Source organism: Actinoallomurus sp. NBC_01490 (assembly GCF_036227085.1).
Taxonomy (GTDB): Bacteria; Actinomycetota; Actinomycetes; order Streptosporangiales; family Streptosporangiaceae; genus Actinoallomurus; species Actinoallomurus oryzae.
Window position 1 is genome coordinate 3271210 of sequence record NZ_CP109433.1, and the last position, 22614, is coordinate 3293823.

A 22614-nucleotide genomic window follows, 5' to 3' on the forward strand; every position below is an offset into this window, starting at 1 on the left:
AGAGAACAATTCCCGACGACCCATCATCGCGTTCATGAGCGACCTCGGGACGACCGACGACTCGGTCGCGCAGTGCAAAGGCCTCATGCTGAGCATCTGCCCCGACGTGACCATCGTGGACGTGTGCCACTCGATGACGCCGTGGGACGTGGTGGAGGGCGCGCGGTACATCGTCGACCTGCCTCGCTTCTTCCCCGAGGGGACCGTGTTCGCCACGACGACGTACCCGGCGACGGGCACCGCGACCCGGTCCGTGGCGATCCGGCTCAAGCACGCCTCACCGGGCGGGGCGCGCGGACAACTCGCCGGGTCCGGCAAGGGCTTCGAGCGGGCGGACGGCTCCTACATCTACATCGCGCCCAACAACGGCCTGCTCACCCGGGTGATCGAGGAGCACGGCTACCTGGAGGCCTACGAGGTCAGCTCGACCGACGTCATCCCCGAGCAGCCCGAGCCGACGTTCTACAGCCGCGAGATGGTGGCCATCCCGTCGGCGCACCTGGCCGCCGGCTACCCGCTGGAGAAGGTCGGCCGCAAGCTGTCGGACGACGAGATCGTGCGGTTCGACACCAAGGTCGCGGTACCCGCCGGCGAGGGAGTCCTCGACGGTGTCGTGTCCGCGATCGACCACCCGTTCGGCAACGTGTGGACCAACGTGCACCGGCGGGACCTGGAGAAACTGGGCGTCGCGTACGGCACCCAGCTGAAGATCACGGTGGACGGCGTGCTGCCGTTCGACCTGCCGCTGTCGCCCACGTTCGCCGACGCCGGTGAGGTGGGCGAGCCGGTGGCCTACCTCAACAGCCGGGGCTTCCTGGCCGTCGCCCGGAACGCCGCGAGCCTGGCCTACCCCTACAACCTCAAGGAAGGGATGTCGGTCCGCGTCGTCAAGGCGTGACCGACGGTCCCGCTCCCGGCTCGCGGCACCATCGGCGCCGCGAGCCGGGCTTGTGATCGGAAGACATCTATGTCCCTCCACCTGGTGGATGTCGCGCACATCCTGATCGCGTTAACGCTCCTCATCCTGCTGGCGCACCTTTTCGGCCACCTCTTCGGAGTCCTGCGGCAGCCGCCCGTGATCGGTGAGATCCTCGGAGGCCTGCTGCTCGGCCCGACCGTCCTCGGCGCGTTCGCTCCGGGCGTCAAGGACTCGCTGTTCCCCGAGTCCGGGCCGACCGCGTCGGTGCTGGGCGGCTTCTACCAGCTCGGCCTCATCTTCTTGATGTTCCTCGCCGGAACCGAGTTGCGGTCGGCCGGTTCGGCGGCGGAGAACCGGACCGTCCTCGGCATCACGGTGTTCGGGCTGGGCCTTCCGTTCGGGGCCGGCCTGCTGATCCAGCGTCTCGTGGATCCGGCGAGCCTGTCCGGCCCCAAGGGATCGGACACGTCGTTCGCGCTGGTCTTCGGCATCGCGATCGCCGTCACGAGCATCCCGGTGATCTCCCGGATCATGCTCGACCTGGGAATCCTGGGGACGCCGTTCGCCCGCGTGGTGCTGTCCGTCGCGGTGCTGGAGGACCTCGCGCTGTACGTCGTGCTGGCCGTCGTCCTCGGACTGGTCCAGGCGCACTCGGGTGACGCGTTCGGGCTCTGGGATCTGACGGGCATCGACTCGGTGTCGCTGACCTCGGTGTACTACGTCACCGTCTCGCTGGTGTTCCTGCTGCTCTTCCTGATCTTCGGCAGGCACCTCTTCCGCCTGCTGACCACGGGCCGCATGGGCGCGCTGGAGCGCCGCAACCCGACCGCGCTGCGGATCGCGTTCCTGTTCGTCGCGGTGTTGTGCTGCATCGCGCTGGGTATCAACGCCGTGTTCGGCGCGCTGATGGCGGGGGTGAGCGTTGCCGGGGCGACCGACGGAGCGGATCCGGTAGGCGACGCCGGCTCCGCGTCCGGCGATGCCTCGCAGACCGTCAAACACTTCTCCCTCGCCCTGTTCGTGCCCGTCTATTTCGCGATCGTGGGCCTTCAGCTTGACCTGCTGCACCACTTCCCGGTCGTTTTCTTCCTGTGGTTCATCGTGGTGGCGTGTGCGGTGAAACTGGTCGGCGTGTGGGTGGGGGCGCGGTTGGCGGGAGAGGACAGCAGGTCGGCGACGAACCTGGCGGTCGCGATGAACGCCCGGGGCGGTCCGGGAATCGTCCTGGCCACGGTCACGTTCACCGCCGGAATCATCAATGAGGAATTCTTCACGGTTCTGGTGCTCCTATCGATCATCACGTCCCAGGCGGCCGGAATCTGGCTCGACTTTAAACTCGTCCGGAATGCGGACGGCGGCAATGAAATGGAAGGCGAGGATGTCTGGTCTGAGGAGTCGGCGGCTGTTCGAAGGCCGTGACCGTGCCCCGACGAGAGCTTTTCTCCGGGCGATCGGCTATTCCGCCGATGATCTGCGTAAGCCGGTGGTCGGAGTAGCCCATTCCTGGGTCGAGACGATGCCCTGTAACTTCACGCATCGCCGTATCGCCGAACTGGTCAAGCAGGGCGTCCGCGAGGCCGGCGGAACACCGATGGAGCTCAACACGATCGCGATCTCCGACGTGGTCACCATGGGCACCGAGGGGATGAAGACGTCGCTGGTCAGCCGGGAGGTGATCGCCGACTCGATCGAGCTGGTGGCGCGCGGTCACATGTTCGACGCGCTGGTCACGATCGTCGGATGCGACAAGACGATCCCCGCCGCGGCCATGGCGCACGTACGGCTCGACATCCCCGGCCTGGTGCTCTACTCCGGGTCGATCATGCCCGGCTCCTTCCAGGGACGGAGCGTCACGATCGCCAGTGTCTTCGAGGCGGTCGGCGCGAACGCCGCCGGGCGGATGAGCGACGACGACCTGTGGGAGCTCGAACGCACCGCCTGTCCGGGGGCGGGCGCCTGCGGCGGGCAGTACACCGCGAACACGATGGCGATGGCACTGGAGTTCCTGGGGCTGTCGCCGCTGGGCTCCGCCGGCCCGCCGGCGGTGAGCCGGGATCGCGAGGAGGTCGCGGTCGAGGCGGGCCGCCAGGCGATGCGGCTGCTGTCGGCCGGCCTTTCGCCCAGCGGATTCCTCACCCGCGCCTCGTTCGAGAACTCCATCGCGGCCGGTGTCGCCACGGGCGGCTCGACCAACCTGGTGCTGCACCTGCTGGCGATCGCGCGTGAGGCGGGAGTCCCGCTGGACCTGGAGACGTTCCACGCCGTCAGCGAGCGGACGCCCACCATCGCCGACATGATGCCGCACGGGCGGTTCACCGCCGTCGACCTCGACCGGGCGGGCGGGAGCAGGCTCGTGGCCCGGCGGCTGCTCGAAGCGGGTCTGCTCGACGGCGGGGCGGTCACCGTGACGGGCCGGTCGATCGGCGAGGAGGCGGCGGAGGCCGCCGAGACCCCCGGGCAGGAGGTCGTCGTGCCCGCCGCCGACCCGCTGTCACCGACCGGCGGCCTGGCCATACTGCGCGGCGATCTCGCTCCGGAGGGCTGTGTCGTGAAGACGGCCGGTTGCGAGCACCTGTTCCACCGCGGTCCCGCCCGCGTGTTCGACACCGAGGAGTCCGCGATGGCCGCGGCGCAGGCCGGCGACATCAAGGCCGGTGACGTCGTGGTGATCCGGTACGAGGGGCCGCGCGGCGGACCGGGAATGCGGGAGATGCTCGGGGTCACCGCGGCGCTCGTCGGGCGCGGGCTCGGCGGCGACGTCGCGCTGCTCACCGACGGCCGTTTCTCCGGGGCGACCCGCGGGCTGATGGTGGGACACGTGGCGCCGGAAGCGGTGCTCGGCGGCCCGATCGCGCTCGTGGAGGACGGTGACGTGATCACGATCGACGTCCCGGCCCGTCGCGTGGACCTGGCGGTCGACCGCGCGACGCTCGACGCGCGGCGGTCCGCGTGGAAGGAACCGCCCGCCCGCTACACGGGTGGAGTGATGGGTAAATACGCCGGGCTCGTGGGGTCGGCGGCGCTCGGCGCGGTCACCACGCCGCCCGGTGAAGGGAGCCGGTCGTGAACTCTCTCGCGGGACTTTCCTGCCTGGTGACCGGGGCGGCCAACGGGATCGGGCGGGCCACCGCCGCGCTGTTCTGCCGTTCGGGCGCGAAGGTGACACTGGCCGACATCGACGAGGCCGGGCTCGAACGGGCGCACGCGGAGCTGACCGAGGCGGGCGGCGTCGCGAACATCGTCGTCGGCGACGTGTCACGGGCCGAGGACGCCCGCCGGATGGTCGAGTCGGCGGTCGACCGGTTCGGCGGGCTCGACGTCCTCGTCGCGAACGCGGGAATGATCCCGCTCCTGGACATCGCCGAGGCCAAACCCGAGGACTGGGACGAGGTCATGGCGGTCGACGGCCGCGGCATGTTCCTCACCTGCAAGTACGCGATCGAGCAGATGGTCGGGGACGGCGGAGGCGCGATCGTCTGCCTCTCATCGATCTCCGGGATGGCCGGGCAGAAGAGCCAGGCGACGTACGGGCCCGCGAAGTTCGTCGCGACGGGCCTGACCATGCACCTGGCCGTCGAGTGGGCCGACAGCGGCATCCGGGTGAACGCGGTGGCGCCGGGGACGATCCGCACCGAACGCGTGCGACGGCTCCCGGACGAACCGGGCGGGACGGAGTACCTGGCCGCGATCGAGCGGATGCATCCCATGGGCCGGCTCGGAGAGCCGGAGGAGGTCGCGGCCGCGATCGCCTTCCTGGCCTCCCCGGAGGCCTCCTTCATCACGGGCGCGATCCTGCCGGTGGACGGCGGTTACCTCGCGCAGTGACGCGGTGAGGCGGTGGGGGTGGCGGGGCCGGGGCGCCGCGTCGCGTCCCGGCCCCACCAGTGGGCGCCGCGCTCAGCAGAGGTCGAAGAACCGGTCCAGGACGCGGGCTCCGAACCGCAGGCTGTCCGCCGGGACGCGCTCGTCCACCCCGTGGAAGACGCCGGGGTAGTCGAAGTCGGGCGGCAGACGAAGCGGCACGAAGCCGAAGCAGGCGATGCCCAGCCGGCTGAAGTGCTTCGCGTCCGTACCCGCGGACAGGAGGTAGGGCACGACCCGCCCGTCGGGGTCCTCCGCCTCCAGGCCGGCCCGCATCGCGTCGGTGATCGGCCCGGTGAAGTCGGTCTCGACCGCGATGTCGTAGTGCAGTTCCTCACGCCGCACATGGGGACCGAGGAGGGTGTCGAGCTCGGCGAGGAAGGTCTCCTCCGAACCCGGCAGGTAGCGACAGTCGATCTCCGCGTGCGCCTGACCCGGGATGACGTTGGTCTTCATCCCGGCCGTGAGCACGGTCGGTGTCGCCATGTCGCGGAAGGTGCTGCCGACGATGCGCTCGACCGGTCCGAGCGCCTTGAGCAGCGGGGCGGGGTTCTCCAGGTCGAGCGGTTCGCCCAGCTCGGCGGCGAGTTCCTCCATGAAGTGCCGCAACGCCGGGCGGATCCGCTGCGGGAACCGGTGTCTGCCGATCCGGGCGACGGCCTCGGCGAGTTCGATCACGCTGTTCTCGTCGTTCAGCATCGAGCCGTGCCCGGCGACCCCGCTGGCCGTCAGGCGGTACCAGGCGATGCCCTTCTGGGCGGTCTCCACCAGGTAGAGGCGGCGTCCGGTCGGCAGCGTCACCGAGTAACCGCCGACCTCGCTGATCGCCTCGGTGCATCCTTCGAACAGGTCGGGCCGGTTCTGGCAGAGCCATCCCGCCCCGTGATGGCCGCCGGTCTCCTCGTCGGCCACGAAGGCCAGGACCACGTCGCGCGCCGGTGGGCGAGACGCGCCCTGCCGCGCCCGTACGACCGCCAGGACCATGGCGAGAAGGTTCTTCATGTCGACCGCGCCGCGGCCCCACACGCATCCGTCGGCGATCTCGCCGGAGAACGGCGGGAACCGCCAGTCCGCGGCGTCGGCGGGGACGACGTCGGTATGGCCGTGCACCAGGAGCCGTGGCCGGTCCCGATCCGCGCCGGGCCAGACGGCGACCACGTTCGTCCGGCCGGGCGTCGGCTCGATGATCTCCGGTTCGAGCCCCGCGTCCGCGAGTACGCCGGCGATGTACTCCGCCGCCGCGCGTTCCCCGGGACCGTTGCCGTCGCCGTAGTTGGTGGTGTCGAAGCGCAGCAGGTCGCGGCAGATCGTGACCGCGTCGTCCATGGCGGTGTCGTCGAGGGGCGCTCCGGAGGCTTGCGAGACCATGCGTCTCCCTTCGTTGTCGGGGTTTCAGCCGGCGGGTTCGGATGAGGGGCGTGGTTCGAGCCTCTCGGCGGCGTCGGGCCGGTCGGCGGCCTCCAGGGCCCGCCCCGTGGTCCGTGGCCCGAGGAGGAGCACGTCGACGATGAGGAGGCCGAGGGCGATGGCGACCACCGTGAAGACCGCGGAACCGCCCGAGTGGTCGAGGACCGGGATCAGGATGTACGGCAGTGCCGCGGTGACGATCCGGCTGACCGAGTACGCCGCTCCGGCCGCGGTGGCGCGTACCGCCGTCGGGTAGATCTCGCCGAGGTAGACGTGGAAGGCGTTGGAGAAGGTGTTACTGATCACCGTGAAGAGGAAGCCCCAGAGCACGATCCAGAACGGCGAGGGCGCGTAGCCGAACAGCAGTCCGGTGATCGCCATGCCCGCGGCACCGGCCGCGATCAGGACCTTGCGCTCCATCCGCTCGATGATCGGCAGTGACAGCGCCGAGCCGATGGGGTAGCCGATGTAGACGAACGCGAGGAAGCTCAGCGAACTGACCACCGAGTACCCCTTGGCCAGGAGCACCAGAGGCGCCAGAGTGCCGAAGCCGTAGTAGCCGAACACCTCCAGGCCGTTGATCGTCCACTGCATGAAGGTGCGGCGGGCGTACTCGCGGGTGAACAGGACGCGTACGGGCAGCCGGTCCTGTGACAGAGGCGCTTCGTCCGGCTGTGGTGGGGGAAGCTGGGCGCCCGAGCGACGCGCGTCCTCCTCCCAGGAGGTGACGATCCGGTCGGCCTCCCGGGACCGGCCCACCGACTCCAGCCAGCGCGGTGACTCGGGGAGCGCACGCCGCAGCACCCAGACGAGGATGGCGCCGAGCGCGCCGATGAAGAACATCCACCGCCAGCCGGAGACGCCGAGCGGCTTGAGCGGAACGAGCCACCGGGCCAGGAAGCCCGCGGCGGGAATGCCGAGGAACGCGGTCGTGTACGCCCACGCGATGTAGCGACCGCGGACCTTGGGCGGCAGCACGTCGGACAGGTAGGCGTCGGCGAGGGCGAGTTCGGCGCCGAGCCCGAGACCCGCGATGAAGCGGGCGAGGACGAGGATCGTCGCGTTCGGCGACAGGCCCCCGATCAGCGAGAACACCGAGTAGATCGCCAGGTTGAGCAGGAACGCCTGCCGGCGGCCGAGCTTGTCGGCGAGCCGCCCGAAGAAGATCGCGCCGAGGAACTGGCCGACGAAGGCGCTGGCCAGCACTGCCTTGAGCGTGTCGGGGGACAGCCCGAACTGCGTCTTCAGGACCGCCGAGAGCGTCCCGGCGAGGAAGACCTCGTAAGTGTCGAAGAAGAGCCCGAGGCCGACGAAGATGACTGCGAGCCGGTGGACACGGCCTATCGGCAGCCGGTTGAGGCGGGCCGCGATGCTGCCGCGCTCCTTCGACTCCTCGTCGGGAATCGCCGGCGGATATTCGTCTGGCATGTGCGAACTCCCGTCCATTCCAACTGGGACCTAATCGTTACGGACCGGGCTCGGTCGCCCGAGCCGATGGGGATTCGGCCGGAAGTGCGTTCCGGCAAGGAACGCATGTCAGTCATAGTGCGGTGCCGGCGTCTTCCCCTTCCCCCGAGAAAAGGACCGATGCCATAATGCTGTAACAACTGCCTGATTCCGCGACATTGCAGTTATCCGACTACGGTGGGGCTATCTGTGCACGAAACCGGCAACGCACTTCGAGAGCTCGATCTCGCCCTGATCAACGCCCTGCAGATCGCGCCGCGCGCACCGTGGCGGCTGATCGGCGAGGTGCTCGAGGTCAACCCGGTCACCGCCGCGCGGCACTGGGAGCGCCTGAGCACGGAGGGGCTCGCCTGGGTCACCGCGTACGGGGCTCCGTCGCTCATGCGGAGCATGTCGTTCGCCCTCGTCGCGGTGCACTGCACCGCCGATCGGGTCCACGACGTGGCGGCGGCGCTCGCCGACGACCCTCAGGCCGTGACCATCGCCCACACCGTGGGGACCTGCGATCTGCTCGTCACCGTCTGGACCCCGGACCTGCCCACGCTCTCGCACTACCTGCTGCGCCGGCTCAACGCGCTGCCCGGCGTGGTGTCCAGCCGCACGTCGGTCGCCAACGAGATGTTCGTCGAAGGCAGCCACTGGCGATTAGGCTCGCTTTCCCCCGCGCAGCGGCACCGTCTCCAGGGCGGGTCGCCGAGCCGGACCCGCGTGGCCGAACTCCGCCCCGAGGACCGCCGGCTTGCGGTGGCGCTCAGCCGCGACGGCCGCGCGTCGTACGAGGAACTGGCCACGGCCACCGGCGCGAGCCCGAGCACCGTGCGCCGCCGGCTGTACCGCCTGCTCGACAGCGGTGCGCTGACGCTGAGGTGCGAGGTCTCCCGCTCGTTCTCCGGCCGCCCGGTGTCGGCGACCCTGTGGATCGACGTGCCGCACCACGCCCTGGCCGACGCCGCGGCGCACCTCGCCGGTCTGCCGCAGACCCGGATGTGCGCGGCGGTCGTGGGCCACAGCGACCTGGCACTGACGGTGTGGCTGCGGTCGGTCGAGGAGCTCCAGCCTCTGGAGATGGAGATCGCGGCGGCCGTGCCGAACCTCGTCGTCGCCGAACGCACCCTGACGTTACGGCACGTGAAGCTGATGGGCCGGGTCCTGCGCGACGACGGACGCGCCGCCCGAGCCGTACCGCTCGACATCTGGCGCCATCCCGTACCGCCGACTCTGGAATCTCGGCTCACGCTCCACCAGCGGTGAGCCGCTCGCCGCTCACCGCCGGGGGACAGGCCCCTTCGGCGAGCCGGAGCAGGCGCTCCCGTACCAGCTGGGCGTCCACGCCGCAGGCGACGAGCTGGATTCCCGCCTCCCACCACGTACGGGCGTGGGCCTCGTCGGGGGCGAACACCGCGGTGGCCATGTTCCGGGCGGCCGCGGCGGCGGCCGCCTCCTCCAGGGCGGCACGGACACTCGGGTGATCGATCTGGCCCGGCACGCCGAGGGAGTGGGACATGTCCACCGGCCCGAGGAAGACGCCGTCGAGGCCGGGGACCTGGAGGATCTCGGGCAACGCCGTGATCCCCGCCGTTCCTTCGATCATCACCATCACCGCGACGTCCCGGTTCGCGGCGGCGAACCAGTCCGCCGTGGCGCCGTAGCGGGCGGCGCGCACATAGGGGTTGGCGCCGCGCGCCCCCTCCGGCGCGAACCTGGCCGCCTCGACCACGGCCCGCGCGGCGTCGGCCGACCCGACCTGCGGCACCAGTACGCCGTCCGCGCCGACGTCCAGCGCCGCACCGACCAGCGCCGCCTCCGCCGTCCTCACCCGGACCACCACCCGCAGGCCGTGCGCCCGCGCGGCCATCAGCCCGGCGCGCACCGTCTCCAGCCCGAACGGCCCGTGCTCCATGTCGATGATCAAGAAGTCCAGGCCGCTCAGCGCGATGATCTCGATGACGTCGGCCGACGGGATGATGCTGAACGTGCCGAGGAGCCGCCGTCCCTCCGCCAGGAGGGACCGCAGCGACCGCGACGCGTTCACCGGACCACACCGGCCTCGCGCACGGCCGCCCGGAGGACCGGCCCGACCGCATCGGCGCTGCCCGCGCCGTACGCCGAGGTCAGCATGGTGGTGAACCGGCCGGGATCGAGCCGGTACCCCTGTGGCCCGGTCACCTCCAGCACCAGCGTGGCGAGGGCGCATCCGATCTCGGCCGCCCGCTCCGGCCCCAGATCCCACGCGACACCGCACACGAAACCGGCCCGGAAGCCGTCCCCGACACCGGTCGGATCCACCTCGTCCTCGGTCAGGACGGCCGGCACGCCGATCCGCGGCCGGCCCATGGCCTCGATCACGACGCCGTCCCGTCCCCGGGTGGTGATCCACTGCCCGACGCGTCCCAGCACGTCCTGCTCGGACCAGCCGGTCTTCTGGCACAGCAGCTCTCGCTCGTACGCGTTGGTGAACAGGTACCGGGCACCGTCGACGAGCCTCCGGATGGCGGGGCCGTCCATCCGCGCCAGCTGCTGGGACGGATCGGCGGCGAAGGGATATCCGTACCTGCGGCACTCGTCGGTGTGCCGCAGCATCGCGTCCGGGTCGTCCGGAGCGATGAGCACCAGATCGACGCCGCCGAGCCGGTCGGCGACCGGCCGCAGGTAGACCTCGCGCGCCTCGCTCATCGCCCCGGGGTAGAAGGTCGCGATCTGGTTTCCGACGGCGTCCGTCGTGCAGACGAAGCGCGCCGTGTACTGCTCCGCCGAGATCCGGACGAACGCGTTGTCCACCCCTTCGCCCTCGAGGTCGGCGCGGTAGTCGGCGAAGTCCGGACCGGCCGCGCCGACGAGGACGGGCCGGTGCCCGAGCCGGGCCAGCCCGAGCGCGATGTTCGCCCCGGTACCGCCGCGGCGGACCGTCAGTCCGTCCGCGAGAAAGGACAACGACACCTCATCCAGGTGGTCGGCGATCAGGTGCTCCGCGAACCGTCCCGGAAAGGTCATCAGATGGTCGAGCGCGATGGAACCTGTGATAACGACTCGCACGAATCTCGCTCCTTGGGTACCGGCGTCCCAGAAAGGATGACCGGGCGTCCGGCGGGCGGACAATCACGCAATGGTGGAACCCGGATTTACGCCTTTGCGGGTACGCGTCATACGTCTTTGTGGGATTCCTGACGTGAGAGGCGCCGAATAGGCTGTGGCTGTTCGTTATTCTCCAAGGAAAGGGCGTTGAACAGCGATGACGGCTGACACTGAGCGGCGCGCCGAAGCCGGCCGCCGAGCGTTCGACCTTTTCGAGGGATATGCGGTGAGCAGCGTGCTGGCCGCATTCGAGATGGCCGACCTGCTCCCCGATCTGGAGAATGGCACGCTGACCCGGGCGGCGATCAAGGGCCGTGGCCGGGACGAGGCCGCGCTGCTCGGCGCCTCGCTTCGCTATCTCACCCAGCGCGGCCTCGTCGAGGAGAGCGGCGACGCGTTCGCCCTCACGGCGTACGGGCGCGACGTCTGCCAGGACAAGGGCTACCTGGTCTGGCTCGTCGGCGGGTACGGCGAGCCGCTGCGGCGGATGGACGCCTTCCTGAGCGGCGACAAACGGTACGGCGCCGACTATCCGCGCGACGGACGCTGGGTGGCGGACGGCGCGGCGATGCTCGGCCGCAAGGACGTCGTCCCGCACGCCCTGCGCCTGCTCGACGGTGTGGAGTTCGGCCACGCGCTGGACCTGGGCTGCGGAAACGCGAAATTCCTGCTGACCGTGTGTTCGCGCTTCGGCGCGAGCGGCACCGGCGTGGACATCAGCCCCGAAGCCTGCGCCGAGGCCGACAAGGCGGTGCGCGAGGCCGGCCTCGCCGACCGCGTGCGGGTCGTCCGCGGTGACGCCGGCGACCTTTCCGCCATCCCGTCGCTGGGCGACACCCAGCTGGTGATCACGTTCTTCCTGCTGCACGAGATCCTGGCCCAGGGGCGGGACGCGCTGGTGGCGTACCTGTCCGACCTGGCCGGCCGGCTGCCGGAGGGGGCCCGGCTGCTCATCGCCGAGGTGCAGCCGCCCGCCGCCGGAGAGGACCGTCCGCGGTTCACCCCGGAGTTCACCCTCGTGCACGCCCTGATGCGCCAGACGCTCCTGGACTCCAAGGGCTGGAGCGAGGCCCTGGCCGACGGCGGTTTCACCGTACGCGAGGTGCTCGAAGACGACATGCCGGGCGGCATCCTCATCCTCGCCGAGAGGACGCGATGATGGCCGGCACCCCGACCGGCGACGTCAAGACCGTCGACGTCGAGGCGATCGTCGCCACCCTCGATCGCGCCTGGGAGGAGCGGCACACCGTCCGGCCGCTCAGCGAGACGACCGGCCTCGACTCGCCGGCCGTCGCCTACCGCATCCAGACCCGCTGGTCGGAGCTGCGGGCCGGGCGCGGTGAGCGCGTTCTGGGCCACAAGATCGGGCTGACCAGCCAGGCGATGCGGGACCAGATCGGGGTGAACGAGCCCGACTACGGGCGGCTCTGGGAGTCACGCTTCTTCGCCGCCCGCGAGGGCCGGTCGAGCGTTCCGGCCGAGGTCTTCCTGCAGCCGCGGGTCGAGGGCGAGCTGGCCTTCCTGATCGGCAAGCCCCTCGACCGCGACGACTGCACGGCCGAAGAGGTGCTGGCCGCGACGGACGCGGTCGCGGCGGCCGTCGAGGTGATCGACAGCCGGATCACCGACTGGCGGATCAAGCTCGTCGACACCATCGCGGACAACGCGTCCTACGGCGCCTTCACCCTCGGTCCCTGGAGCCCGGCGTTGCGCGACGCCGACCTGCGCACGATCGGCATGCTCGTCCAGCAGAACGGCAGGACGGAGGTCGAGGCGCTGGGCAGCGCGGTGCTCGGTCACCCGGCCGAATCGGTCGCCTGGCTGGCCCGCACGCTGAACCGCCTGGGCACCAGCCTGCTCCCCGGCGACGTCGTGCTGTCGGGCGCGCTCGGCCGGTCGCTGCCCGCGGCGCGTGGCGATGAGTTCGTGATCGAGACGCATGGCCTGCCCTCGCTGACCGTCGTGTTCGAGTGACCGGGAGGGACGCGATGGACGACGCACGGCTCCGGGCGATGTTCGCCACCATCGACGCGATGGACTGGGACGCGCTGCCGGAGTTCTTCCACCCGCAGATCGTCTACGAACGGCCGGGATTCCCCTCGCTCGACGGCCTCGACCGTGTCCTGCGCTTCTACCACGACGAGCGGAAGATCCTCTCCAGCGTGCACGACGTCGAGCACACGGTCGTCCAGGACGGGAGGGCCGCCGCCTGGGGACGCGTGAGCTGCGTGCTGCCCGGCGGCACCCGCACCGAGGTGGGGTTCGCCGACATCTATGAGTTCGACGGCGGGCTGATCCGGCTGCGGCGGACGCATTTCTTCGTTCCGAGCGTCTGACGGACCGCCCGGAACCCTCACCGGGAGGGTTCCGGGCGGTCCTTCGTCACACGCCGGACAGCCGCAGGTCCAGGGTGATGTCGCCGTCCGCCAGCGAGACCCGCTCGGCGCCGTCGCCGGCGGGACCTCGCCGGATCTCGTCCGCGAGGACGTTCTGCCCGATGACGGCGGTGTGCGCGGAGAGCATGTCGGCGATCTCCCCGCGCGGGTCGGCGCCGACGTCGACCGTCAGCGTGACGCGGTCGGCGAAGCCGAGGCCACGACGCTTGCGCAGGTCGTTGGTGAGCCGGACCAGCTCACGGGCGAGACCTTCCAGCCGCAGCTCACGGTCGATCGACACGTCGAGCGCGACGCTGTGCCCGCCGTCGCGGCACACCTGCCAGCCGACGACCGGGATCTCGGCGATCTCCACGTGCTCGGCGTCGAGTGTGATCGGCTCGCCGTCCACCTGGACCGTGAACCGCCCCTCCTCGCGGACGGCGGTGGCGACGGCCTCCGGGTCGGCCTCGCGGACGGCGGCGGCGACCACCTGGGTCCGCTTGCCGAACGTCGCGCCGAGCGCGCGGAACACCGGTTTGATCGCGTGCGACACCGGCTCGGCCCGGCCGCCCCCGGTCAGCTCGAGCTCCTTGACGTTGAGCTCGGCCGCGATGACGCCCCGAACGTCGCCGAAGCGGTCGTGCAGCCCGGCCGGCAGCGTGACGACCGCGCGCCGCAGCGGCTGGCGGACGCCGATGCCGGAGTTGCTGCGCGCCTCCCGGCCCAGCGTGACGAGCCGGCGCGCGGTGGCCATGGCCTCCCGCAGCCCGTCGTCCCGCACTGTGGTGTCCGGCTCGGGGAAGTCGGTCAGGTGCACCGACTCCGGAGCGTCCGGATCGACGCCGAGCACCAGGTTCCGGTAGAGGACCTCGGCCAGGAACGGCGTGATCGGGGCGAGCAGCCGGCTGAGCGTGGACAGACACGTGTGCAGCGTCGCGAAGGCCGCGGCGGAGTCCGTGGCCGGCGCCGCCGGGTCGGTGTTCCAGAACCGGTCCCGGCTGCAGCGCACGTACCAGTTCGACAGGTCGGTGACGAAACCGGCGAGCCGCCGGCCGGCGGACGTCACGTCGAACCCGGCCATGGCCGCGTCCACCTCGGCGGTCACGTCGGCCAGCTCGGCGAGGATGTAGCGGTCGAGCACCGGGCGCCGCTCGACCGGCGGCACGTCCTGGCCGGGGCGCCACTGCGCGAGCCGGGCGTAGGTGACGAAGAAGTAGTAGGTGTTCCAGATCGTCAGCAGGACCCGGCGGATCGCCTCCTCCAGGGCACGTTCGCCGACCCTTCGCGACTGCCAGGGGTTCCCCTCGACGAGGAGAACCCAGCGCAGGGCGTCCGCGCCGTAGGTGTCGACCAGCGCGAACGGGTCCAGGACGTTGCCCGCGGACTTGGACATCTTGCGTCCCTCGTCGTCCACGATGTGGCCGAGGCACAGCGACCGCCGGTAGGCGTTCTGGCCGAACAGCAGGGTGCCGACCGCCTGCAGCGAGTAGAACCATCCGCGGGTCTGGTCGATGGCCTCGCAGATGTAGTCGGCGGGGTAGGCCGCCTTGAACCTCTCCTCGCTGCCGGGCACGTGCGGGTACCCGAACTGCGCGAACGGCATGGAGCCCGAGTCGTACCAGGCGTCGATGACCTCCGGGACCCGGGTCATGGTGCCGTCGCAGGACGCGCAGTCGAAGGTGATCTCGTCCACGTACGGGCGGTGCGGGTCGAGCCCGGACAGGTCACGTCCGGCCAGCTCGCCGAGCTCGGCGCGGGATCCGACGGCCACCGTGCGGTCGCACCCCGAGCAGCGCCACAGCGGCAGCGGGGTGCCCCAGTAGCGTTCGCGGGACAGCGCCCAGTCGACGTTGTTGGCCAGCCAGTCGCCGTACCGGCCGTCGCGGATGTGCGGTGGCCGCCAGTCGACCTCGGCGTTGCCGGCCAGCAGGTCGTCCCGGATCCGGGTGGTCGCGATGAACCAGGACGGCTTGGCGTAGTACAGCAGCGGCGAGGAGCACCGCCAGCAGAAGGGGAACGAGTGCCGGTGCGTGCCCTCCTGCACCAGCAGGTCGTTCTCGCGGAGGAAGTCGATGATCGGGGCGTCCGCGTCGCGGATGAACATGCCGGCGTACGGGCCGACCCGGTCGTCGAACCGTCCCTCGGCGTCGACCGGCTTCACCACGGGCATGCCGTTGGCGCGGGCGACGCGCATGTCGTCCTCGCCGAACGCCGCGCCGGTGTGCACGATCCCGGTGCCCTGGTCGATCTCGACGAAGTCGTCGATCACGACGAAGCGCCAGGAGGCCGGGTCGCCGTCGGGGTCGGCCGCCGAGCCGGGGCCGACGAAGTCGAAGGGCGGCCGGTAGCGCGCCCCCGCCAGCTCGTCGATCGCCACGTCGCGGATGATCTCCGCCGACTCGCCCAGGGCGACCTTGACGCGCTCGGCGGCGAGGACCACGTAGTGGTCGCCGGCACGCCCGCCGCGGGCCAGGACGTACCGGATCTTGTCGCTGACGACCGCGGCCGTGGCGGGTACGAGCGTCCACGGCATCGTCGTCCACACCAGGAGCGACACCTCGGCGCCCGGCTCGGGCAGGCCCGCGCCGCCGGGACCCAGCGGGCCGGTCAGCACCGGGAAGCGCACGTAGATGCTCGGGTCGTCGGTCTCCCGGTACCCCTGGGCGACCTCGTGGTCGGACAGCGCGGTGCCGCAGCGCGGGCAGTACGGCACGACCCGCTGGTCCTGGTAGATCAGCCCGCGCTCGTACAGGGTCTTGAGGGACCACCAGACGCTCTCGACGTACGTCTCGCTCAGCGTCCAGTAGGCGTCGTCGGTGTCCACCCAGAAGCCGGTGCGCTCGGTGAGCCGCTCGAACTCGCCGACGTAGCGCATCACCGACTCCCGGCAGCGGGCGTTGAACTCCGCGACGCCGTACTCCTCGATCTGCGTCTTGCGCGTCAGCCCGAGCTCGCGCTCCACCTCCAGCTCGACCGGGATTCCGTGGCAGTCCCAGCCGGCCTTGCGGGGCACGGCCTGGCCCTTCATCGTCCGGTAGCGGGGGAAGACGTCCTTGAACACCCGGGCCTCGACGTGGTGCACGCCGGGCCGCCCGTTGGCGGTCGGCGGACCGTCGTAGAACCGGAACAGCGTGCCCCCGGCGGTCCGGTCCAGGGATTTGCGGAACACTCCTTCGTCATTCCAGCGCCGCAGTACTTCTTCCTCCAGCTTCGGCAGCTCGGGTCGCTGGGGGACCGGGTCGAACGTCACAAGTCTCCTCCGTGTCTGGGATCGGTGCGATGGCCGGTGGATCAGCGGGTGAAGGCCGATCGGCCGGTGATGCTGCGGCCCAGTATGAGCTTCTGGATGTCCTGGGTTCCCTCGTATGTGTAAAGGGCCTCGATGTCGGCGTGGTGGCGGGCCACGTGCCGGTCGATCAGGAGCCCGTCGCCGCCGAGGATGTCGCGCGCGTCCAGGACGATCTGGCGGGCGGCGGCGGCCGTGTGCAGCTTGGCGGCCGACGCCTGCGCGAGGGTCGCCCGGCCCTCCTCTTCCAGGCGGGTCAGCCGCCAGCACATCAGCCGCATGCTCGTGAGGTCGGCGAGCATCCGCGCCAGCTTGGCCTGCACGAGCTGGAAGTCGGCCAGCGGGTGGCCGAACTGCCGCCGGTTCACCGCGTGGGCGGCGGCGACCTCGTACGCCGCGACGGCGTGGCCGAGCGCCTCCCAGCAGACGTCCTGGCGGGCCTTGAGCATCAGCGGCGTGATCGCACGCCACGACGTCGCCTCGGTCAGGCGGTTCTCGGCGGGCACCCGCACGCCGGTCAGCGAGATCTCGGCGTGGACCGCCACGCGGCAGGCGGTCTTGCCGCGCATGGCCGTCGCGGAGTACCCCTCCGCCGGAGTCTCCACGACGAAGCCGCCGACCTCACCGTCGTCGTCGCGGGCCCAGACCACGACGACGTCCGCGAAGGTGCCGTTGCCGATCCAGCGCTTGGCGCCGTCCAGGACGTACGCCGCGCCGTCGCGCCGCGCGCGCGTCTCCAGCGAGGAGACGTCCGACCCGTGCGCCGGCTCGGTCATCGCGAACGCGCCGATCGTCTCCATCGCGGCCAGCTTCGGCAGCCAGCGGGACCGCTGCTCGGCCGAGCCCAGCAGGCCGACGGCCATCATGGCCAGGCCGTGGCCGACGCAGAAGACCCGCAGGCCGCCGTCGGCGCGGGCGAGCTCGGCGGCGACGAGGCCTTCGGCGACCGGGCTCATCCCGGGGCAGCCGTCGCCCCGCAGCGCGCCTCCGGCGATCCGCAGGCCGCCCAGCCCGGGGACGAGCGGGTACGGGAACTCGGCGCGCTCCCAGTAGTCGTTGATGACCGGCAGCACCTCCGCGTCGACGAAGCGCCGGACCCGGTCGCGGATGTCGCGTTCCTCCGGCGTGAGCAGTTCGTCGACGAGGAACAGATCCGTACGCGTGATGTCGTCACCGGCCGCCATGCCCCGACTCCCTCGGTCGTGTTCTGGTCTTTCCCACGGGTGCCGCCGCGCTCAACCCACCCGCCCGGCGCGGTCGGCGCGCTGTGTGTACAAGTAGCCGATGTAGAGCACGACGCCGACGAGGAGCCACGCCGAGCCGATGGTCACTCCGGTGACGCCGCTGGCGATGAGCAGACCAGCGCTGCACGCGAAGGCGAGGGGCACGACGATCCGCGGCGCCGGCGTCGAGAACGCGGGGCGCTCGCCGGCGTTGTCGCGGCGCAGCCGGACCAGGGCCAGCAGGGGAGGGACGAAGTGCAGGACGTACAGGAAACCGCCGGTCGAGGAGGACATCGAGACGGTGCCGACCACCGCCACCCCCTCGATCAGGAGACCGTTGATCACCACGGCGACCCACGGGGACCCGGTACGGGCGCTCACCGCGGCGAACGGCGCGGGAAGCATCCGGTCGCGTGACATCGCGAAGACGGTGCGGGACGTCACCACCACGATGGCGTTCGCCGTCGCCGCCGTGGTCAGCAGGGCGCAGAACACGATGAGGTGCCGTGCGACGTCGCCGCCGAAAACGCCGGCGGCGTCGGCCAGCGGCGAGGTCGAAGACCCGAGATGGGCGGAGGAAACCGTGCCCACCGCGACGAACGCCACGATGAGATAAAGGAAGAGCACGCCGGCAAGCGTCAGCAGAATCGCGCGCGGCAGATTGCGTTCGGGGCGTTTTATCTCTTCTCCGGCGGCGGCCACCATGTCGAATCCGCCGAACGAAAGAAATGCCACGAGCGCGGCCAGGAATATTCCGTTGATTCCGTGCGGCGCGAACGGGGTCAGATGGTCGAGGCTGACATGGGGCAGGCCCCAGAAAGAGAATCCGGCCAGGCCGATGATCGCCGCGGCGATCACCGCGGTCTGGACGCCTCCGGACACCTTGACGCCGAGGAGGTTCACCGCGATGCAGGCGGCCACCAGGATCGCCGCGCCCGCCGTGGTGGGGAACCCGGTGGCGGCGTGGAGGTAGCCGCCGAAGCCGATCGTCACGTATCCGGACAGGAAGACGTAGGCGCCCCAGTAGATCCAGCCCATCAGGAATCCCCAGTGCGGGCCGAGGACCTGCCGGGCGAAGGCGTACCCGCCGCCCGCCATCGGCAGCCGGCAGGCGAGTTCGGCATAGGGGAGCGCGATGAAAAGAGAGGCGACAAAGGCTAATGAGAACGCGATAAGGGCCGCGGGTCCGGCTTTCCCCCCGGCGACGCCCACGAGAACGAAGATGCCCCCACCGACGGTGCCTCCGATCCCGATCGCGACCGCTTCCTTGAGCCCCAGCTCACGCCGCAACTCCGCCGTCGTCCGGCGCTGGGGCCGCCGATCTGCGTCTACTTCGGCCATGAATACTTCCTATCGTGGCCAGAGGGGAGTTTTGTCCGGCTCAGAGTTTTTCTGTCGGTACTTTTCCTGCAAGCTCCTGTTAGAATGCTTAAATGCTTGATGTGCGCCGCCTGTGGATCCTTCGTGAGGTCTCCAGACGGGGCTCGTTCACCGCCGCGGCCCAGGCGCTGGCCTACACCCCGTCCGCGATCTCCCAGCAGATCGCGGCGTTCGAGAGAGAGCTGGGCACCCGCCTGGTGGAGCGCGGCGCACGCGGCGTCTCGCTCACCGAGCCGGGGCGCCTGCTCGTCAGCCAGGCGGAGTCGGTCTTCCATCAGCTCGACTCGATCGAGAAGGAGCTGCGGGCGTTCGCCGGGCTGGAGTCCGGGCTGCTGCGGCTCGGCTGGTTCGCCACCGCGGGATCAACGCTGGTGGCACGGTCGATCGCCGCCTTCCGCGTTCGCTACCCCGGCATCGAGCTCGACCTGTTCCAGGGCGATCCGGACGAGTGCGTGGCCGGCCTGCGCGCGGGCGAGATCAACCTCGCCCTCGTCTACCAGTTCGAGATGGAGCCTCCGCTCCCCGACGACATCGAACAGCTGGACCTGGTGGACGACCCCCTTCACATCGGGCTTCCCCTCGGGCACCCGCTCGCCGACCGGGACAGCATCGGGCTCGCGGACCTGGCCGGCGAGCACTGGATCCAGGGAGTCCGGCACGGTCCGACCCTGGAGGTCCTGCCCGAGGCCTGCCGCGAGGTCGGCTTCGAACCGGTGGTCGCGCTGCGCACCGACGACCGGACCGTGGTCGAGGGGCTCGTCGCCGCGGGTGCGGGGGTGGCCCTGATCCCGCAGCTCACCGTGCCCACGGTCCGGACGGACGTCGTCGTGCGGCCGCTGGACACCAAGGCGCTCTCGCGGAAGATCCGGGTCGCCCTGGCGCCCGCGTCCTACCGCTCGCCGGCCGCGCTGGCGATGCTGAGCGTGCTCAAGAGCGTCTGCGCCGAACTGAAGGACGAGGCGGCCCGCCGGCTCACGAGCGGACGAGGTCGGACGGAGTAAGCCGACGAGAGCCCGCGCGGGCTCCGCGAGCGGTGGCCGTGAGCGTGTCATCCCGCCGGTAGCCAGGCCACGGCCCGGCCGGGCGCGCCGGTGGCGTGTTCGACGTTCAGCGGCAGGAAGCAGAAGAACGCGCCGCGCTCCGGAAGCCGGTCCAGCCCGGTCAGGCACTCCACGTAGACGGCTCCCTCGCTCAGCCCTCGCACGTGTACGGCCTGCCCGCGGTCCCCGTGCGCCGGCCCCATGGTGGGCGCGTCGCTGCCCACGCAGCGGACGCCGCGCTCCAGGAGCAGTCCGATGGTGTCCACCTCGGGAGCCGGCCAGGCGGGGCGCCGCCCGGTCACGACGATGTCGTGCAGGTACGCCGAACCGGCCTCGCCGCGCCGGTAGTGGACGTCCCAGCCGGTGCGGAACAGGCACACGTCGCCGGGCCGGAACCGGCCGTGCTCCTCCTCCCACTCCGTGATGACGCGGGGCTCGATGATCGGGCTGCGGCCCGGCTCATCGACGGTCCCCGTGAGCGCGGACACGTCGACGACTCCGGCCGGCCCCATGGGGCGCTCCAGCGGCACCCGGTCGATCGACACGGCCCCGGCCGGCCCCGCGTACGGCAGTCCCGACCCCTCGGGCGGAATGAAGTGACTGGGGGCGTCGAGGTGGGTCCCCGTGTGCTCGTCGATCGCCATCCACCGGGTCGCGTACGGCCCGGAACGGTTGACGACACAGCCGCTGGGATCGCTCCTGCTCTCGAACCAGTTCCACGTCTTGTGCTGGAACGGCTGGTGGGTCGACCAGTAGCAGGGCAGGTCCTCGGCGATCAGTACGGACAGGTCGACGAGGACCTGATCTCCCGTCAGCATCGGGGGCGCTGCCGCGGTCGAGCTCTCGGTCATCGGTTTCTCCCTCCGGATCGGCGCTGGATCAGTAGTGCTTCGGGTGCCGGAAGCCCCGGGGTTTGATGAGCCCCATCTCGATCGCCTTGTTGATGGCGTTCATCCGGGTCGTCACGTCGAGCTTCACGTACACGTTCGTCAGGTGCCGCTTCACCGTGCCCTCGGTGATGAACAGCCGGGCGGCGATCTGCGCGTTGCTGAGTCCGGCCGAAACCGCCGTCAGCACCTCGAGCTCGCGCGGTGAGAGCGGGGATTCCGGTGGTTCTCTTAATCTGATCACCGTCTCGCGGGACACCGAAACGACCACGTGCTGGTCGTCGTGCCGGGCACCCCGGATCGCGGCCAGCAACGCCTCGCGGGTGGCGCCCTTGATGACGTACGCCCGGGCTCCGGCGGCGAGCATCTTCTCGACCAGTCCCGGGTCGTCGTGCATGGTCAAGATGATCACGCGGGTGTCGGGAAGCTCGCTGACGATCTCCCGTACGGTCGCCTCCGCTCCCGGCCCGGGCATCTCGACGTCGAGCATGATCGCATCGGGATGTATCTTGCGGGCGATCGCCAGTAGTCCGCGGCCCGAATCGGCCTCGCCGACGACCTCCAGATCCTTCTCCCGGGACAGGATCTCCGCGATTCCCTCGCGGAACAGCGTGTGGTCGTCCGCGATGAGCACCCGGATCCGCCTATCCCCCGTGCTCACGCAAGGCTCCCCGTAGCGGCATCCCAATGGTGACGCGAGTGCCACAGCAGGGACAGGAGGCGATGTCGAGCCGGCCGCCGACGCGGACGGTGCGTTCGCGCATCGAGACCAGCCCGACGCTCTTCGCGGGTGGTAGCCGATGGGGTTCGAAGCCGCTTCCGTCATCTTCCACGACCGCGTCGATCCAGTCCCCGTTCGCCCGCACGTCGACCGCGACGCACTTGGCGCGCGCGTGGGTGACCGCGTTGAACACCGCCTCGCGTACCACCAGGAACAGCTCGTCGTGCACCTCGCGCGCGTCGCCCGGCGACGTCCGGGCCGGGCCGGCGGGCTCGGCCGCGACCTTGCAGACGCGGTCGGCCCTGCGGTGTGCATCGTTCCAAGGCTCGGCCCTGCGCGGTGCATCGTTCCAAGGATGGGTGACGCGTTCGGCCATGGCGCGAAGGCGGGCGGAAAGGCTCCGGATCTCCTCAAGCGTCTCCGCGGTGGATCGCTTCGCCTGTGCGAGGCGAGATCGCGCCGCGGGTTCGGTCGCCTCCCGTTCCAGGTCCACCAATTCGAGGCTGTTCAGTACGGTGAGGACTGAATGGGCGATTCGATCATGGACATCCCGGCTTAACTCACGGAGTTCCTCCGTGCGTTCCTCCGTGCCCGCGAGTCGATCATCAACGACTTCAATGGTGGGTTCGGTCGTGCTGCTGGCGTGTGCGTTCATTCGTTCTCCAATGTGCAGAGAATTTCCCGGGCGTTCACGGACGTCGGCAGAATTCGCAACGATGCCGCGTCCGGCTCGGCGGAGTGGACCAGAATAGGCCACGTCCGGTATGGGCGCGGAGCCGCTAACTTGATCTTGCTGCTGTCGGCCTCATTGGCCTGCCGGTACGCTCGGGCGGCGGTGAAGATCGTGCTCGGACCGTGCATGAACGCATCGCCTCATTGACGAATCTGTTGATTTCCGCTGACGGAGACCTGCTACTACGAAATATTCGTCTGACCACGAAGTGGGCAGGGGGGCTTACTCCTTGGTCAGATGGAC

At 70.5% G+C, this 22614-nt stretch carries 19 protein-coding genes; 9 read left to right on the top strand and 10 right to left on the bottom strand.

The annotated features are described in order from the left end of the window. The first annotated feature begins 34 nt into the window (after window positions 1–34). The 4 genes from OG417_RS15755 to OG417_RS15770 all read left to right on the top strand — a co-directional run bounded on the left by OG417_RS15755 (window position 35) and on the right by OG417_RS15770 (window position 4744). A complete protein-coding gene (locus tag OG417_RS15755; RefSeq protein ID WP_329256074.1) occupies window positions 35–898 on the top strand; it encodes an adenosyl-fluoride synthase in 864 nt (287 codons plus the stop codon). 69 nt (window positions 899–967) lie between these two features. After that, the gene (locus OG417_RS15760; RefSeq protein ID WP_329256075.1) at window positions 968–2338 is read left to right on the top strand and encodes a cation:proton antiporter; all 1371 of its coding nucleotides are present in this window, start codon (window positions 968–970) and stop codon (window positions 2336–2338) included. Continuing rightward, entirely contained in the window at window positions 2298–3986 is a 1689-nt protein-coding gene (ilvD, locus tag OG417_RS15765) for a dihydroxy-acid dehydratase (RefSeq protein ID WP_329256077.1), read from the top strand. Before OG417_RS15760 ends, ilvD begins: the two co-directional genes overlap by 41 nt. After that, window positions 3983–4744 (top strand): SDR family NAD(P)-dependent oxidoreductase, encoded by a 762-nt coding sequence (locus tag OG417_RS15770; RefSeq protein ID WP_329256080.1) that lies wholly within the window; start codon window positions 3983–3985, stop codon window positions 4742–4744. Before ilvD ends, OG417_RS15770 begins: the two co-directional genes overlap by 4 nt. Window positions 4745–4816: 72 nt before the next feature. Here the strand turns inward: OG417_RS15770 and OG417_RS15775 are convergent, their stop codons facing one another. After that, the gene (locus OG417_RS15775; protein ID WP_329256082.1) at window positions 4817–6148 is read right to left on the bottom strand and encodes a M20/M25/M40 family metallo-hydrolase; all 1332 of its coding nucleotides are present in this window, start codon (window positions 6146–6148) and stop codon (window positions 4817–4819) included. A gap of 24 nt (window positions 6149–6172) precedes the next feature. Next, window positions 6173–7615 (bottom strand): MFS transporter, encoded by a 1443-nt coding sequence (locus tag OG417_RS15780; RefSeq protein ID WP_329256084.1) that lies wholly within the window; start codon window positions 7613–7615, stop codon window positions 6173–6175. A 228-nt stretch (window positions 7616–7843) separates the two neighbouring features. Between OG417_RS15780 and OG417_RS15785 the strand changes: the two genes are divergently transcribed. Further along, entirely contained in the window at window positions 7844–8905 is a 1062-nt protein-coding gene (locus OG417_RS15785) for an Lrp/AsnC family transcriptional regulator (protein WP_329256086.1), read from the top strand. Here OG417_RS15785 and OG417_RS15790 read toward each other — a convergent pair. Further along, window positions 8886–9686: an HpcH/HpaI aldolase family protein gene (locus tag OG417_RS15790; RefSeq protein WP_329256088.1), complete on the bottom strand. Its 801-nt coding sequence runs from the start codon at window positions 9684–9686 to the stop codon at window positions 8886–8888. The two genes, OG417_RS15785 and OG417_RS15790, sit on opposite strands and share 20 nt — an antisense overlap. Continuing rightward, window positions 9683–10687 carry a carbohydrate kinase family protein gene (locus OG417_RS15795; protein WP_329256090.1) on the bottom strand — a complete coding sequence of 335 codons (1005 nt, stop codon included), beginning with the start codon at window positions 10685–10687 and terminating at the stop codon, window positions 9683–9685. The genes OG417_RS15790 and OG417_RS15795 overlap by 4 nt, the downstream gene beginning before the upstream one ends. Window positions 10688–10952: 265 nt before the next feature. Between OG417_RS15795 and OG417_RS15800 the strand changes: the two genes are divergently transcribed. The 3 genes from OG417_RS15800 to OG417_RS15810 are packed head-to-tail and all read left to right on the top strand — an operon-like array spanning window position 10953 to window position 13062. Beyond that, window positions 10953–11885 (top strand): methyltransferase domain-containing protein, encoded by a 933-nt coding sequence (locus OG417_RS15800; protein ID WP_329256092.1) that lies wholly within the window; start codon window positions 10953–10955, stop codon window positions 11883–11885. Then, complete coding sequence (locus tag OG417_RS15805; protein ID WP_329256094.1) at window positions 11885–12700, top strand: 2-keto-4-pentenoate hydratase; 816 nt, start codon at window positions 11885–11887, stop codon at window positions 12698–12700. The genes OG417_RS15800 and OG417_RS15805 overlap by 1 nt, the downstream gene beginning before the upstream one ends. A 14-nt stretch (window positions 12701–12714) precedes the next feature. Beyond that, window positions 12715–13062: a nuclear transport factor 2 family protein gene (locus OG417_RS15810; protein ID WP_329256096.1), complete on the top strand. Its 348-nt coding sequence runs from the start codon at window positions 12715–12717 to the stop codon at window positions 13060–13062. 46 nt (window positions 13063–13108) lie between these two features. Here the strand turns inward: OG417_RS15810 and ileS are convergent, their stop codons facing one another. Genes ileS through OG417_RS15825 form a run of 3 tightly spaced genes read right to left on the bottom strand, consistent with a single transcriptional unit; the run spans window position 13109 to window position 18951 of the window. Next, window positions 13109–16351: an isoleucine--tRNA ligase gene (gene ileS / locus OG417_RS15815; RefSeq protein WP_329256098.1), complete on the bottom strand. Its 3243-nt coding sequence runs from the start codon at window positions 16349–16351 to the stop codon at window positions 13109–13111. A 41-nt stretch (window positions 16352–16392) separates the two neighbouring features. After that, a complete protein-coding gene (locus OG417_RS15820) occupies window positions 16393–17571 on the bottom strand; it encodes an acyl-CoA dehydrogenase family protein (protein ID WP_329256100.1) in 1179 nt (392 codons plus the stop codon). 51 nt (window positions 17572–17622) lie between these two features. Continuing rightward, a complete protein-coding gene (locus OG417_RS15825) occupies window positions 17623–18951 on the bottom strand; it encodes an APC family permease (RefSeq protein ID WP_329256102.1) in 1329 nt (442 codons plus the stop codon). A gap of 92 nt (window positions 18952–19043) precedes the next feature. Between OG417_RS15825 and OG417_RS15830 the strand changes: the two genes are divergently transcribed. Continuing rightward, window positions 19044–19991: a LysR family transcriptional regulator gene (locus tag OG417_RS15830; protein WP_329256104.1), complete on the top strand. Its 948-nt coding sequence runs from the start codon at window positions 19044–19046 to the stop codon at window positions 19989–19991. A gap of 47 nt (window positions 19992–20038) precedes the next feature. Here OG417_RS15830 and OG417_RS15835 read toward each other — a convergent pair whose 3' ends face one another. The 3 genes from OG417_RS15835 to OG417_RS15845 are packed head-to-tail and all read right to left on the bottom strand — an operon-like array spanning window position 20039 to window position 22293. Then, window positions 20039–20881: a cyclase family protein gene (locus tag OG417_RS15835; protein WP_329256106.1), complete on the bottom strand. Its 843-nt coding sequence runs from the start codon at window positions 20879–20881 to the stop codon at window positions 20039–20041. Window positions 20882–20909: 28 nt separating this feature from the next. After that, the gene (locus OG417_RS15840; RefSeq protein ID WP_329256108.1) at window positions 20910–21578 is read right to left on the bottom strand and encodes a response regulator transcription factor; all 669 of its coding nucleotides are present in this window, start codon (window positions 21576–21578) and stop codon (window positions 20910–20912) included. Further along, window positions 21562–22293 (bottom strand): sensor histidine kinase, encoded by a 732-nt coding sequence (locus OG417_RS15845; protein WP_329256110.1) that lies wholly within the window; start codon window positions 22291–22293, stop codon window positions 21562–21564. The genes OG417_RS15840 and OG417_RS15845 overlap by 17 nt, the downstream gene beginning before the upstream one ends. Between the last annotated feature and the right edge of the window lie 321 nt (window positions 22294–22614).